General features: G+C 72.6%; 11 protein-coding genes. 3 read left to right on the forward strand and 8 right to left on the reverse strand.

All coding sequences use genetic code 11. The annotated features are described in order from the left end of the window. Positions 1 to 21: 21 nt before the first annotated feature. Complete coding sequence (locus tag OG570_RS39550; protein WP_326953914.1) at positions 22 to 1,119, forward strand: ferredoxin reductase; 1,098 nt, start codon at positions 22 to 24, stop codon at positions 1,117 to 1,119. Between the two features lie 29 nt (positions 1,120 to 1,148). Then, entirely contained in the window at positions 1,149 to 2,426 is a 1,278-nt protein-coding gene (locus tag OG570_RS39555) for a fatty acid desaturase family protein (RefSeq protein ID WP_326953915.1), read from the forward strand. 162 nt (positions 2,427 to 2,588) lie between these two features. Here OG570_RS39555 and OG570_RS39560 read toward each other — a convergent pair whose 3' ends face one another. Both OG570_RS39560 and OG570_RS39565 read right to left on the reverse strand, forming a co-directional pair. Continuing rightward, complete coding sequence (locus OG570_RS39560; protein WP_326953916.1) at positions 2,589 to 2,903, reverse strand: hypothetical protein; 315 nt, start codon at positions 2,901 to 2,903, stop codon at positions 2,589 to 2,591. A 25-nt stretch (positions 2,904 to 2,928) separates the two neighbouring features. Then, positions 2,929 to 3,378 carry a MarR family winged helix-turn-helix transcriptional regulator gene (locus OG570_RS39565; protein WP_326948895.1) on the reverse strand — a complete coding sequence of 150 codons (450 nt, stop codon included), beginning with the start codon at positions 3,376 to 3,378 and terminating at the stop codon, positions 2,929 to 2,931. A 113-nt stretch (positions 3,379 to 3,491) separates the two neighbouring features. Here OG570_RS39565 and OG570_RS39570 point away from each other — a divergent pair, with 113 nt between their 5' ends. After that, positions 3,492 to 5,918: an FUSC family protein gene (locus tag OG570_RS39570; protein WP_326953917.1), complete on the forward strand. Its 2,427-nt coding sequence runs from the start codon at positions 3,492 to 3,494 to the stop codon at positions 5,916 to 5,918. Positions 5,919 to 6,068: 150 nt separating this feature from the next. Here the strand turns inward: OG570_RS39570 and OG570_RS39575 are convergent, their stop codons facing one another. The 6 genes from OG570_RS39575 to OG570_RS39600 all read right to left on the reverse strand — a co-directional run bounded on the left by OG570_RS39575 (position 6,069) and on the right by OG570_RS39600 (position 14,118). Continuing rightward, positions 6,069 to 6,479 carry an STAS domain-containing protein gene (locus OG570_RS39575; protein WP_326948892.1) on the reverse strand — a complete coding sequence of 137 codons (411 nt, stop codon included), beginning with the start codon at positions 6,477 to 6,479 and terminating at the stop codon, positions 6,069 to 6,071. Between the two features lie 202 nt (positions 6,480 to 6,681). Next, the gene (locus OG570_RS39580) at positions 6,682 to 8,820 is read right to left on the reverse strand and encodes a SpoIIE family protein phosphatase (RefSeq protein ID WP_326953918.1); all 2,139 of its coding nucleotides are present in this window, start codon (positions 8,818 to 8,820) and stop codon (positions 6,682 to 6,684) included. A gap of 170 nt (positions 8,821 to 8,990) precedes the next feature. Beyond that, positions 8,991 to 9,959 carry a glycine betaine ABC transporter substrate-binding protein gene (locus tag OG570_RS39585; RefSeq protein WP_326953919.1) on the reverse strand — a complete coding sequence of 323 codons (969 nt, stop codon included), beginning with the start codon at positions 9,957 to 9,959 and terminating at the stop codon, positions 8,991 to 8,993. A 27-nt stretch (positions 9,960 to 9,986) separates the two neighbouring features. Beyond that, positions 9,987 to 12,371: an ABC transporter permease subunit gene (locus OG570_RS39590; protein WP_326953920.1), complete on the reverse strand. Its 2,385-nt coding sequence runs from the start codon at positions 12,369 to 12,371 to the stop codon at positions 9,987 to 9,989. A gap of 145 nt (positions 12,372 to 12,516) precedes the next feature. Continuing rightward, a complete protein-coding gene (locus OG570_RS39595) occupies positions 12,517 to 13,284 on the reverse strand; it encodes a sigma-70 family RNA polymerase sigma factor (RefSeq protein ID WP_326953921.1) in 768 nt (255 codons plus the stop codon). A 267-nt stretch (positions 13,285 to 13,551) separates the two neighbouring features. Further along, complete coding sequence (locus OG570_RS39600; RefSeq protein WP_326953922.1) at positions 13,552 to 14,118, reverse strand: SRPBCC family protein; 567 nt, start codon at positions 14,116 to 14,118, stop codon at positions 13,552 to 13,554. Positions 14,119 to 14,206 lie beyond the last annotated feature (88 nt).

A 14,206-nucleotide genomic window follows, 5' to 3' on the forward strand; every position in this document is an offset into this window, starting at 1 on the left:
CCGCGAGCGGGGCGGTGCCTGATGGCCGAAGTGGGGATGCGGCCCCCGGCGTCGCCGCTGCGGCGCCGGGCCTTGCGTGCCGTGCGCTGGCTGTTCACCCCGTTGCGGGCGGACGACTACCTCGAGCTGATCAACCCCCTGTGGTCGACCCGCGAGCTGCGCGGCCGCGTCGAACGCGTCGTACCCGAGCGAGGTGACGCCGCCACCGTGCTGATCCGGCCGGGGTTCGACTGGGTCGGGCACCGGCCCGGGCAGTACGTCCGGCTGGGCGTGGTCATCGACGGCGTCCACCACTGGCGCGCGTACTCGCTGACCTCGAGCCCGGACCGCGCGGACGGGCTCATCTCGGTCACCCCCAAGAAGGTCGACGGCGGCGTCGTCTCGCCGTACCTGGTCGAGCGGACCCGGCCCGGCGAGGTCGTGCGGCTCGGCGAGGTCGAAGGGGCCTTCACCCTGCCGAATCGGCTCGACCGCGGCCTGCTGTTCGTCACGGCGGGCAGCGGCATCACGCCGGTGATGAGCATGCTGCGTCACCTGGGCCCGGGTCCCGGCCTGCGCGACGTCGTCCACGTGCATTCGGCGCGGGAAACCGACGGCGTCACCTTCGGCGACGAGCTGGCCGCGCTGGAAAAGCAGCACGAGGGCTTTCGCCTGGAGCTGCGCATCACCAGCCGCGACGGCCGGTTCTCCCCCGCCGACCTGGACGCCCTGTGCCCGGACTGGCGCGACCGCGACACCTACGCCTGCGGACCCGGCGAGCTGCTCGACGCGCTGCAGGCGCACTGGAAGAGCCACGGCGACGTCGAACGGCTGCACCACGAACGGTTCCAGCCGATCGTCGGGGGCGACGCCGCCGACGGCGCGGGCGGCACCGTGCGGTTCGCGCACCGCAACGTCGACGCGGACTGCCCGCCCGGCACGCCGATCCTCGTCGCGGGCGAGAACGCGGGCGTCGACATGCCCTTCGGGTGCCGGGTCGGGGTCTGCCACACCTGCGTGCTGCCGATCCGCGACGGCCGGATCCGCGACTTGCGCACCAACGTCGTCAGCCAGCTGAACAACGAGATCGTGCGGACCTGCGTGAACGGCGCCGAGGGCCCGGTCACGGTCGAACTCTGAACAGTCGAACTCTGAGCGGAGAGGAACTCATGTCCACGCCGGTAACTTCCCCCGACGTCCACCCGTTCGCGCACTTGAGCGCGGGCCAGCTCGACGAACTCGCCCGCGAGTTCGACGCCATCCACGACCAGGTCCGCGGTGATCTGGGCGAGCGCGACCGCCGCTACATCAAGGGCGTCATCAAGCTGCACCGCCAGATCGCGGTGGCCGGCCGGGCGCTGCTGCTCGGCTCCCGGTCCAAGCCGGCGTGGCTGGCGGGCACCGGTTGCCTGGCCGTCGCGAAGATCCTGGAGAACATGGAGATCGGGCACAACGTCCTGCACGGCCAGTGGGACTGGATGAACGACCCCTACATCCATTCGTCCACTTGGGACTGGGACACCGCTTCGACGGCGGCGGCGTGGAAGCACTCCCACAACTTCGTCCACCACACCTACACCAACATCCGCGGCAAGGACAAAGATCTCGGGTACGAGATCATGCGCATCGACCCGCACCAGAAGTGGCACCCGGCGTACCTGGCGCAGCCGCTGTACAACCTGCTGCTGATGGCTTTCTTCGAGTGGGGTGTCGCGGTCCACGACCTCGACGTCGAAGCCATCCGCTCCGGCGAGAAGCCGATGAAGGACGTGTGGCACGACATCAAGGGCATCTCCGGCAAGGCCCGCGACCAGATCCTGAAGGACTACGTCGGCTGGCCACTGGTGAGCGCCCTCGCCGCGACGGCCGTGGGGCGGCTCGCGCGGCCCGAACCCCGTTCCCGGCTGCGGGTCCTGGCGGACCGGGCCGGTGGCCGGCGCCGGAAGGGCGCGGTGCGCGCCCAGCTGGAAGCGATCCGCACGGAAGGCGGCGGCACGTTCGCCGCGACGTTCTGGGCGAACTTCACGGCCAACATCATCCGCAACCTGTGGGCGCACTCGATCATCTTCTGCGGCCACTTCCCGGACCAGACCTACACGTTCGGCCAGGACGAGGTCCGCGACGAGACCCGCGGCGGCTGGTACGTCCGGCAGCTCGTCGGCGCGGCGAACATCACCGGCTCCCCGCTGTTCCACCTGATGAGCGGGAACCTCGGGTACCAGGTCGAGCACCACCTGTTCCCGGACATGCCGAGCAGCCGCTACGCCGAGATCGCCCCGCAGGTCCGCGAGATCTGCCGGCGCTACGGCCTGCCGTACAACACCGGGCCGTTCTCCCGCCAGCTCGGCACGGTCCACCGCACGATCCTGCGGCTGGCCTTCCCGGGCGGCAAGCCCCGCCCGAAGCCGGGGCCGTACCAGGGCGACGAGGTGGAGCGCGCCGCTTAGCCCCGAGCGCACCGCGTGGGACGAGGTCGACCGCGGCCGCGGCTTCCTGGTGGTCGCGGCCGGCCCATCGTCCGGCGGTGGAGACCGGCACCCGGAACCGTGGCGCAGCTCGCCGCAGCAGCCCCCGAGCGGGAATACAAGGTTCCGACCTATCTGGCCGGATCAGGGCATGAGGCGCTGACGATGTCGGTCATCGAGATGACCACCTTCACGGTGGCCCCCGAGCACACGCAGGCGATGCTGGACGCGCGCCCCGGCATGGTGGCGGCGTTCCGCGACGACCGGCGCGGGTTCCTGGCGGCCCGGCTGGTGCGCCTCGACCACGAGCACCGGCGTGCGTTCTTCTTCGGCGCCGACCGGTTCGAAGCGCCTGACGGCCGTGTCTTCACCGCCGGCAGCGGCCAGCCGCTCTTTCACGTCGAGCACTCCGCGGCCGGCCCCGAGGACGACCCGCTCAACCTCTGGCGGATCGTCCACCTGACCACCGCTCCGGACCAGGCCCTCAGTCCGGCAGCAGGCTCACGTCGTAGTGGCGGGCGACGGCCTGGTTGTAGCGGGCGAACGACTCCCCGATCACCCGCAGCTCGTCCTCGGGCGCGCCGTCGAACATCACGGCCAGGTTGTCGCGGCGGCGGTCGTGGACGCGGCGGGCGCGCAGCCGCCCCTCCGCCGTCGCCGCGACGATGCCGCGGCGGCGGTCTTCCGGGGCCGGGGTCCGTTCGACCAGGCCGGCCGCCGTCATCGCCGCCACCTGGCGGCCCACCGTGGACGGGTCCAGGCCGAGCCGCGTCGCCAGCGTGGTGATGTCGGCCGGGCCGGTCACTTCGAGCGTGCGCAGCAGGAGGTAGCCCGCGCGGTCGAGCTCGTCGTAGATGTCGGTGCGGCGGCTGAGCAGCTCGAAGTTGCGCACCATGACCGCGGTGTGGGCCTCGATGAGGTCGAGCGCGTCCATCACGTGAACCTACCTTCCGGCCGATTGCCCGGCCGCAAGGCATATCGGTATCATACCGGTAATTATCGGCATGATACCGATATCCGCGACCGGGGGTAGGAGAAATCACTCGAATGGGACGCGCGTCGACGGCGATGCACCGGATCAGGGATAAGGCGAGAGGCTCGGACCCGGGGCTGACCCGGTTGTGGAGCGCGGTCTCGGCGGCCGTCGCCATGACGACCGGGCTGGCCGTCGAGTACGTCTTCGCGACGCTGACCGGGGCCGCGCCGCAGGCCACCCTGGTCGCGGTCCTGCTCGGCGCCATCACCGCGATGATGGGCTCGATGGCCCTGAGCGGCACCGGGGTCTGGCCGAAGGTCCGCACCGCCGCGCTGTTCCCGGTGGCGATGGGGCTCGGGATGGCACTCGGCATCGCGGTGGCGCCGCACACCGACCTCATGCTCGCCGTGTTCGTCGTCGTGATGTTCACCGCCGTGTTCGTCCGGCGGTTCGGCGTGCCGTTCTTCTTCTACGGCTTCATGGTCTGGATGGGCTACTTCTTCGCCGCGTTCCTGCACGCGACGCTCGGCGGGCTGCCCGCCATGCTCCTCGCCGTCGTGATCGCGACCGTCTGGGTGCTGCTGCTGTCGCTGACCGTGCTGCGCGGCAACCCCGCCCGCACCCTCGCCCGCACGCGCCGCGCGTTCGGCGCCCGGGCCCGCGCGGTCGTCCGGCTCTGCGCGACCCTCCTGGAAGCCGGGCCCGACGAGCGGCTCACCCGGCGGATCCACGCGGCGCAGGCCCGGCTCGCCGAGTCCGCGCTGATGATCGAGGCGTGGTCGGCCGAGGTCCCGGTGCTGCCCGGCGCCGTCCCGGCGGCGTCGATCCGGCGCACGACGATGGACGCGCAGCTCGCGATCGACCTGCTCGTCACCGCCTGCGCGCAGCTCGGCCCCGGCGACGCGCCGGACCTGGTGACCCGCGCGGCCCACCTGCTCGACCTGTTCGCCCGCAACGACTACGCCACCGCCGGGCGCACGGCCGAGACCCTCCTGGCCCAGGCGGGCGGCTCCCCCGTCCGGCTGGTGGCCGTGGCGGTCACCGACTACCTCGGCGTCGTCCGCCGCGCCGGCCAGGACGGCTTCGCCGGCACCGGCGACTTCGAGCCCGCGGTGTCGATCGCGCTGGGCGCGCTGCCCGGGTCCGCCGCCGCGGCCGGCGACGTCGAACCCCGCGGCGGCGCGTGGAACCCGTTGCGCCGTCTCGACTTCACGACCCGCCAGGCCGTGCAGGTGGCCGTGGCGGGCGGGCTCGCGATCGTGCTCGGGCGGCTGCTGTCCGAGCAGCGCTACTACTGGGCGGTGATCGCCGCGTTCGTCGCGTTCACCGGCACGGCGACCCGGTCGGAGGTGTTCCTCAAGTCGGTCAACCGCGTGGCGGGCACCCTGGTCGGGCTGGGCGCCGGCATCGGGCTCGCGCACCTGACGGCCGGGCACCCGGCGGCGGTGCTCGCGGTGATCGTCGGCAGCATGTTCTGCGGTTTCTACCTGCAACGGCTGTCGTACGCCTACATGATCTTCTTCGTCACGATCATGGTCAGCCAGCTCTACAGCGTGCTCAACGAGTTCTCGACGGGCCTGCTCGTCCTGCGGCTGGAGGAGACGGCGATCGGCGCGGCCGTCGGCGTCGGGGTCGGCCTGGTGCTGACGCCGCTGAGCACCCGCGACACCGTCCGCACCACCCACCGCGCCCTCGCGCGCACCCTGGGCGAGCTGCTGAACGCCGTGGCGGACCGGATCGAGGGCCACGCCGGCGTCCCGGACCTCGACGCCCGCGTCCGCGTCCTGGACAACGACCTGCGCCAGCTGCGGCTCGTGGCCGCGCCGCTGGTGGCCGCCGTGCCGTGGGGTGGCGGGTCCCGCACCACCCGGCACCGGCTGACGCTGGCCGCCACGCTGGTGCAGCACACCCACCGGCTGGTCGCCGTCCTGCGCCGCGGCCGCGCGGGCGACCGGTCCCTGGCCGTACCCGCCCGGGCCCTGGCCGACGTCGCGACGGCCGTCGCCGACCCCGGCGAAGCGGACCTGACGGCGTTGCTAAGCCTCGTGGAGGCCGCGCTCGCGCAGCACTGCTCCCCCGCGGACGAGCCCGTCCTGGTCGAGCTGATCCACCTGCGCCGGCTGCTGCACGAGATCGCCACCGGCGACGAGCCCGGCCTGCTCCCCGAGCCGGCCGTCCCGGGCATGGGCGCGATCACCGGCCGCGTCCACGACGCGGCCGGGGCACCGCTGGCGGAGGCGACCCTGACCCTGGTCGACGCGCACGGCAGGCAGACCGCCCGTGCGACGTCGGCGGCCGACGGGGGCTTCACGCTGCAGGCCCCGCGAGCGGGCTCCTACGTCCTGATCACGGCCGCGGCCCGGCACCGCCCGGCCGCCACGACGGTACCGGCCCGCCACGGCCGCGACGTGGTGCAGGACATCTGGCTGACGGCGGCCCGGCCCCAGACCGCCTCGGCTCGCCGCCAGTGCCACCGCCACGACGTCCGGCTCCACTGACGAGCGGGTCGCGTCACGACCGCTCGACGCGCGGATGCCGCGCACGCTGGGCCACCCGGTGCGGATGCGGATGCTCGAACTGCTGCAGGCGCTACCAGGCCGAGACGCAGTTCCTCGGCGAGCTCCCGCGGTGGATGGGCCGGTGGCGCCCTAGCTTTCGGTCACCGGCTCGGCCAGCTGGGGCAGCAGCTCGAGCCACGCGAGCGCCTGGCTGAGGTCGCCGTGCACCGGCAGCTCCCGCTCCAGCCCCAGCGCCGTCAGCGGGCGCAGGACGGCGCTGCTGCGGGTCACGATCGCGAACGGGATCCCGGCGGCCTTCGCGTCGGCGGCGGTCGTCACCAGGATGGTCACGGTGCGGGCCGAGCAGAACGTCACCGCCGTCGCGTCGACCACCATCGCCGCCGGGCCCAGGCCGAGCTCGCGGTGCAGCAGTGCGGCGAGCCGGCCGGTGACCGTCAGGTCGAGTTCACCGGCCGCCGCCAGGACGGTCGCGCCGGCGCTGGTCGTGATGCGGAAGCACGCGGTCGATCCGGACGGGTCGGGCGACCGGGTTTCGGACACGACGGGGGGCCTCCTCGGGTGGACCGTGAGGCCAAACCACAGGGGCACCAGTCCGGTCGCACGCCGGCCCCAAACGGGGACCGCGGGTTCGGGGTGCGACGGCTCCCGGGCTGAACCGCTGCCCCATGACGGTACAGCCGTGCCACGTCCGACGCAGCACCGTCCCGGTGAGTGGATGACTACCCGTCGCACTGCATGTCGGTCAGTCACGGGCGGTGATGATCAGGGCGGCCTGGTCGTCGGCCGCCTCCGCTTCGCCGGTGAACGCCCGGACGGCGGACGTGATCGCGTGCAGGAGCTGCTGGGCGGTCGCGTGGCGGGGCGCGGCGGCCACCGCGTCGACGAGCCGCCGGTCGCCGAACTCTTCCCGGCCCGGGTCGCGGGCTTCGAGGAAGCCGTCGGTGAGCAGGATGAGGCTTTCGCGCGGCCGCAGCCGGATCCGCCGCTCGGTGAGCCGCGGTGTGGTGTGGATGCCCAGCAGGCGGCCGGGGATGTCCAGCTCGTGGATGCGGTGGTCGGCGTCGAGCAGCAGGGGCAGGTTGTGGCCGGCCCGGATGAGGTCGAGGACGAGCCCGTCGGCGTCGCGGGCGAGGTGGCCGTAGACGAGCGTCGCGAAGTCGGTGCCGTGCGCGTGCGGCCGGTTGCTGAGCGCGGTGTCGATGGCGGTGACCACGGCGGTCGGGTCCCGCAGCAGCGGCGCGACGGCGCGGGCCGTGTGCCGGATCAGCGCGGTCGTGGTCGCCGCGTTGGCGCCCCGCCCGCAGACGTCGCCGAGCATGAACGCCCACGTGCGGTCGTCCAGCTCGAAGACGTCGTAGAAGTCGCCGCCGATCTCGAGGCCTTCGCCGGCCGGGTGGTAGAAGGTGGCGAGCTCGGTGCCGGGCACTTCGGGCAGGTCGGGCATGAGCAGGCCGGCCTGCAGGTCGCGGGCGAGCCGGACCCGCTGGTGGTACTGGCGGGCGCTGCGGGCGGCCGACGCCGCGCGCCGGGCGAGCTCTTCGACCAGCGTGACGGCGTGCTCGTCGAACGGGTGGTCACTGGTGGTGAACAGGGTCACCGCGCCGAAGGTGTGCCCGCGCTCGGTGAGCGGGACGCACAGGGACTCGGTGAAGCCCGGCCCCGGTCCGGCCGCGCGCACGGTCCGCCCCGAGGACAGCACGTCCGCGACGGTGCCGCCGATCTCCGGGTCCGGCTCGGCGGGCGACGGGTCCGCGGCGGCCTGGGCGACCCGGCGCAGGTGGCCGTCCTGGACGATGTCGACGACCGCCAGCGGAGCGAGCTTGGGGACGTAGAGGTCCGCGAGCTGCTGCAGGGTCTGGACGTGGTCCAGATCCGCGGCGAGGGCCGTGCTGGCGTGGAGCAGGAACGCCAGGTCGTCGCGGATCGCCCGTTCCTTCTCCTCGGCGACCAGCCGGGCCCGCTCGGCCTCGTGCCGTTCGATGGCCAGTGCGGCCGTCTCGGCGAACAGGCGGGCGAGGGCCAGGTCGTTGGCCTGCGGGGCGCGGGGCGCGCGGTGGTACATGGCGAACGTGCCGAGCAGCCGGCCGTCGCGGCCGAGGATGGGCGTCGACCAGCAGGCCGCCAGCCCGGCGCGGCCGGCCAGGTCCCGGAAGTCGGCCCAGAACGGGTCTGCGCCGATGTCGGTGACGATCACCGTCTGCCGGCGGTGGGCGGCGGTGCCGCAGGAGCCGACGCCTTCGCCGGTGGCGATCCCGTCGATGGCCTCGTTGTAGAAGCCGGGCAGGCTGGGCGCCGCGCCGTGGCGCAGGTGGCGGCCGTCCGGGTCGGCGAGCAGCACGGAGACGAGCACGTCCGGCGTGAGGTGCTCGATGGTGGTGGCCATGCCGTCGAGCACGTCGGCCAGCGGGGCCTGCCGGGCGATCTGCTCGAGGAGCGCGCGGTGCTCGGCGGTGAGCCGCTGCGCGTGCTTGATCTGGGTGGTTTCGACGCCGATGACGCGGACGCCGGTCACCGCGCCGGCGGCGTCCCGGCGGGGTTCGTAGGTGAAGTCGAAGAACGCTTCCCGGACGTCGGTCCCGGTCCCCAGCAGCACCCGGGCGTCGCGGCCGGTGAACGGCTGCCCGGTGCGGTAGACGCGGTCGAGCTGGTCGAGCAGGCCCTGCCCGGTCAGCTCCGGCACGAGCTCCCCGAGCGGGCGACCGGCCGCCAGCCGGCCGGCACTGCCGACGGCCTTGCCGAACGCCGGGTTCGCGGCCTCCAGCACGTGGGCGGGCCCGCTCAGCGAGGCGAACAACGCGGTGGACTGACCGAACAGGTCCCGCAGGTCGGCATCCGCCGGGGCCGGGTCGCCGGCCGGCCGGTAGGCGCTCGCTGAAGACATCGGCCTGCTCTCGCTTCCGTTGGTACCTGAAGTCCGGTCAGGCGCTGAGCGGTCCGGCCCGCTCGTCAACGGTGTGCCTGTCTTCTCAAGCCTCGTCGACACGTGACGCCCACCACGGTGCGCGTCACCCGCCGGTCGAAGCATACCGACCGCCCCGCCGGCGGGGCGGTTCAGCTGATGAAGCCCGCCGCCTTCAGCCAGTCGTGGGCCACCGTGGCGGGCTTCCGGCCGTCCACGCTGACCTGCTTGTTCAGGTCCGTGAGCGTCGCGGTGTCGAGCTTCGCGGCGATCGGCGTGAAGACCTGCTCCAGTTGCGGGTACTTCTGCGCGATCGCCGAGGTGATCGAGATCGCGGGGTTGTAGGTCGGGAAGAAGTGCTTGTCGTCGTCGAGCACGGTCAGCTTCTGCCCGGCCACGCGCCCGTCGGTGGAGGCGACCGAGCCGAAGCCGCAGGGGTCGCCCTTGCCGATGCTGGTGTAGACGACGGCGTCGTTGAGCACGTGCACCTGGGCTTCGGGCAAGGTGAACCCGTAGGTCTTCTCCACCCCGGGGAAGCCGTCGTCCCGGCTCTTGAACTCCGGGCCGATGCAGGTCGAGGCCGCGGCCGGGTCCTTCTGCGCGAGCGCCGCGTAGTCCGAGATCGTCTTGACGCCGGTCTTGGCGAGGGCCGCCGGGTTGCCGGCGAGGGCGTAGGTGTCGTTGGCCGGCGAACGGGCCCACCAGGTGACCTGGTTCGCCGCGTCGGCCTGCTTCACCGCGTCGTACTGCGCCTGCGGGTCGGCGATCGGCTTGGTCTGCTTGAGGTAGCTGATCCAGGCGGTGCCGGTGTACTCCCAGTACAGGTCGATCGCGCCGCTCGTGAGGGCCTGGCGGACGTTGCTCGAACCGGTGATGTTGGTCTTGTCCTGCGGGCTCGCCCCGGCCGCCTGCAGCGCGACGATCGCGATCTGGCCGAGCAGCAGCTGCTCGTCGAACTCCTTGGAGCCGACGCGGATCTGCGCGCCGCTCAGCGCGTCGATCTTCTTGATGGATCCCGCGCCCACCTGGGCGCCGGTCTCGTCCTTGCCGATCGTGCACCCGGCCGTGAGCGCCGCCGCCGCGACGAACGCGAGGACGGCGGCTGTCGTGCGCTGGAGCATGGGTGGAGCCTCCTTGAAGTGGTGGAGCTACATGCCGCGCGGGTGCAGGACCTCCTCGGCGACCAGGCCCAGCCAGTCGGCGAAGAGCGCCAGCGCGGCGACGACGATGCCGAAGGTCAGGCTCAGGATCGGGCGGTACAGCCCGATCCCGGCGACGAGCCCGCCGCCGAGACCGCCGCCGTCGATGAAGGTCGCCAGCGTCGCGCTCGCGACGGTGAGCACCAGCGCCGTCCGGATCCCGGCGAGGATCACCGGGACGGCCAGCGGCAGTTCGATCCGCCACAGGATCGCCGTCTTCGTCATGCCCATGCCCCGCGCGGCGTCGACGAGGGTCGGGTCGACGCCGTCGAGCCCGACGATCGTGTTGCGCAGCACCGGCAACGTCGCGTAGACGACCAGCGCCGTCACCGCCGTCGCGGTGCCGGTGCCGGTCCAGAGCGCGAGCAGCACGACGAGCCCGATCGACGGGATCGCCTGGCCGAGGTTGCCCAGGCCCAGCCCGACCGGCCGGGCCCAGCGGGCGCCCGCGCGGGTGAGCAGGATGCCGAGCGGGAGGGCGATGACGATGGTGCAGACCGTCGAGATCAGCGTGAGCCGCAGGTGCGCGCCCAGTTCGGTGAAGATCTCGCCCGCGTTGAGGTAGCGCTGCTCGATCGAGTCGAGCGGCTGCGCGCGCACGATCAGGAAGAGCGCCAGCAGGCCGAGGGCGAGCAGGACCGGGCGCACCAGCAGCCCGAGCCGGCTTCGGGACCGTTCGGGCGCCTCGGTGTCCGGACGCGGATCGGGCGCTCCCCCGGCGTCCGGGACCGTGGGCGTGGGCGTCCCTTCCGCCGGCTGGAGCGCCGCGATCAGGCGCGGCACGTCGCACACGCCCAGCGCGCGCTCGCCATCGGTGACGACGACGGCGGTGCTTCCGGTGCGCACCATGGTGTCCAGCGCGTCCCGCAGGGTCGCCCGGTGCGAGACCGCGGGCAGGCCGTCCGCCGGCGCGCCGAGTTCGAGGTCCGCCAGTGGGATCAGCGCGAGCCGTTTCAGGTTCCGCTTCGAGCCGGCGAAGGCCGCGACGTAATCGTCGGCCGGCGCGGCGAGGATCGCCTGGGGCGTGTCGTACTGCGCGAGCACCGACCGCGGCCGCAGCACGGCGATCCGGTCGCCGAGCTTGAGCGCCTCGTCGAAGTCGTGCGTGACGAACACGATCGTCTTGCGCACGTCCCGTTGCAGGCGCAGGAACTCGTCCTGCAGCCGGGCGCGGGTGATCGGGTCGGTGGAGCCGAACGGCTCGTCCATCAGCAGCACCGGCGGGTCCGCGGCCATCGCCCGCGCGACGCCGACGCGCTGCTGCTGGCCGCCGGAAAGCTCGCGCGGGTACCGGGTTCCGTGCTCGCGGGTCAGGCCGACGACGTCGAGCAGCTCGCCCACGCGGGCGGCGACGCGGCGCCGGGTCCAGCCGAGCACCCGCGGCACCACGCCGATGTTGGCGTCCACGCGCAGGTGCGGGAAGAGCCCGACCTGCTGGATGACGTACCCGGTGTGACGCCGGTGCTCGTCGAGGTCGAGGGCCGCCACGTCGGTGCCGCCGACCGTGACGGCACCCGAGGTGGGTTCGACGAGCCGGTTGATCATCCGCATGGTCGTCGTCTTGCCGCACCCCGACGGCCCGGTCAGCACGACGATCTCCCCCGCGGGGATCCGCATCGTGAGGCGGTCGACCGCGGGCGCCGCCTGGCCGGGGTACCGCTTGCTCAGGTCCCGCAGCTCGATCGTCTCGCCGGCCGTGCCCGCGGCGTCGGCCGACGCCGCGGCCTCCCGGGCGAGCGGACGCCGCCACGTCGTCAGCTTGCCGACCAGCACGAACGCCAGGTCGAACAGCAGCGCCAGCACCACGATCCCGAGCGTCCCGGTCAGCACCTGGTTCAGCGAGTTCACCGAGCCGAACCGGCCGAGGCCGTCGAAGATCTCGTTGCCGAGCCCGGGGCCCTTGACGTACGCGCCGATGGCCGCGATCCCGATGGTGATCTGCGTCGAGACGCGGATGCCGGAGAGGATCACCGGCCAGGCGAGCGGCAGCCGCACGCGCCACAGCAGCCGCGCCCGGCCGAGCCCCATCCCGCGGGCGGCGTCCACCACGGCCGGGTCGACGCCGCGCAGCCCGACGATCGTGTTGCGGGTGATCGGCAGGAGCGCGTAGAGCACCAGCGCGCACAGGACGTTCGTCAGCCCGAGCCCGAACGGGCCGATCAGGATGCCCAGCAACGCGATCGACGGGATGGTGAGGAACGCCGCGGTCGTCGTGGTCGCGATCGAGCCGAGCCAGCGCCGCCGGTAGGTGAGCAGCCCGAGCGTCATCCCGATCAGCACGGCCAGCGCCATCGCCGCGAGGGTGAGGTCCACGTGGAGGATCGCGTCGTTCACGACGTCGATCCAGTTCTCGCGGAGGTACTCGGAAAGGCTCAGGGCCGCGCTCCTCGGGCGTCGAGGGGCGGAAATTCACCGACCGCCCCAGTCCGGCTTGGACCCCAACCCCAGCACGTCGGCGGGTTCCTGTCCACCGCCCCGATCAGGCCGCGACGTGCGCGACCGCGGCGGGCAGCTCTTCGTTGAGCCGCCGGAGACTCGCGACCAGCTCCTGGCAGTCCGCGCAGCCGTCGAGGTGCGTCCGGATCCGGCTCGCCTTGTGGTGCCCGATCCCGTCGCGCACCCACCGGCCCAGCTGGCCGCCGACGTCGCGGCAGTTCCGCCGCTGCGACGCCGGGACGTGCTGGTCCAGATAGGCCTGACGCAGCCCCTCCCGGGCGCGGTAGGCCAGCGCCGCGACGCTGTTCGGCGACATCCCCAGGTCCCGCGCGATCCGCGCCGGCGACTCGCCCTCGATCTCCGTGCGCCACAACACGGTCCGCCACCGCTCGGGCAGGCCGGCGAACGCGGCCGCGGCGACGGTGGCGTGCAGCCGGCTGCCCACCTGCTCGTCGCTTCCCGCGCTCGGCAGCACGTCCGGCACCTCGGCGACCACCGAGACGGACGCGTCGTGCCGGCGCCAGGTGATCATCGTGTTCCGGATCGTGGTGAGGAGATAGGGCCGGAAATCCTCGTTCGGCCCCTCCCCCGAGCGCAGAATCCGTAGTACGCGGGTGAATCCTTCGGCGATCAGGTCGTCCCGCTCCGCCGCGTCGGCCGCGATCGCGGCCGCCACCCGGCGAGCGGCGACGTAGTGCCGGTCGTACAGCCGGCCGTACGCCGCGACGTCCCCGCCACGCACCGCTTCGATCAGGACCGCGTCGTCCGGGACATCCCTCGCCCCGGCCTCCGCCGGTACCACGTCGGTCACCGCTCCCCCTCGCCCATGCTCTTGCTCATGCCCTTGCCCGTGCCGCTGCTCGCGCTCTTGCACGTGCAGATTGATCCGAGATACTCACCCAACGAGGGAGCGGGCGCAAGGTTTCGGCACCAGGTCCCGGTTTCTTCCGGAACAGGCGCCGTAAAACCGGAGTTTGTCAGGGCGCGGCGGGTTCGGACGCGAATTCGCCGGCCGGGCGATGACGGTAAAAATACCGGCAGCCTCCCTTTTCGGAAGGCCACCGGCATTCCCCGGAGATCAGTGACAGCCGGACCGCGCCTCGGCGGTATCCCGCAACCGGTGCACCCAGTCGGCGAGGCCTTGGCCGAGGCTGCTTTGATTACCGGGAACGTCGGCTTCGACCGGCGGGCCCGCCCAGGATTCCTCGGTGGTCGCGAGTACGCCGTCCCCGGTCGGCTTGAACGTCCACAAGTGCACGCCGGTGATGCCGTTGACGGGCGCACCCCATGCGGTGCACCCCAAGGGCTTCACGGTCTTGATCGTCGACTCGGCGTGCGTGTTCTGCGGCGACCAGGAGAACACCGAGCCCGGCCGCAGCGGCCCCGGCGTTTCCTTGTGCGCGGGGGCGATCTCCGGGATCCAGCTCTGCCAGTGGTCGATGTCCGTGTGCAGGCGCCAGATCTCCGCCAGCGGCGCCTTGATGAGCACACTCGCCCGGCTGACCACCGGCGCGGTCTTGTCGACGGTGACGCCCCGGCAGTCCTGGAAGGTCGTGGAACTCGCCGAAGCGACCGACTGCGCGGACAGCGTCATCGCCGCGCCGAGGGTCACGACGCCGATACCGCGAAGAATGGTGTTGGTCATGATCAGTCCTTTTCGATCGTGAGGAAAGTGGTGATGCCCCGGCGGTCACCGGAAACGTCGAAACTGTCGAACGACAATTCGAGCAGCG

This window comes from Amycolatopsis sp. NBC_01286 (assembly GCF_035982555.1).
Lineage (GTDB): Bacteria > Actinomycetota > Actinomycetes > Mycobacteriales > Pseudonocardiaceae > Amycolatopsis.

Bases quoted from the DNA above. Each gene is read 5' to 3' on its own strand.
- OG570_RS39555 (WP_326953915.1), top strand. From the start codon at position 1,149: ATGTCCACGCCGGTAACTTCCCCCGACGTCCACCCGTTCGCGCACTTG.
- OG570_RS39550 (WP_326953914.1), top strand. From the start codon at position 22: ATGGCCGAAGTGGGGATGCGGCCCCCGGCGTCGCCGCTGCGGCGCCGG.
- OG570_RS39600 (WP_326953922.1), bottom strand. From the start codon at position 14,118: ATGACCAACACCATTCTTCGCGGTATCGGCGTCGTGACCCTCGGCGCG.
- OG570_RS39565 (WP_326948895.1), bottom strand. From the start codon at position 3,378: ATGGACGCGCTCGACCTCATCGAGGCCCACACCGCGGTCATGGTGCGC.
- OG570_RS39580 (WP_326953918.1), bottom strand. From the start codon at position 8,820: ATGTCTTCAGCGAGCGCCTACCGGCCGGCCGGCGACCCGGCCCCGGCG.
- OG570_RS39585 (WP_326953919.1), bottom strand. From the start codon at position 9,959: ATGCTCCAGCGCACGACAGCCGCCGTCCTCGCGTTCGTCGCGGCGGCG.
- OG570_RS39570 (WP_326953917.1), top strand. From the start codon at position 3,492: ATGGGACGCGCGTCGACGGCGATGCACCGGATCAGGGATAAGGCGAGA.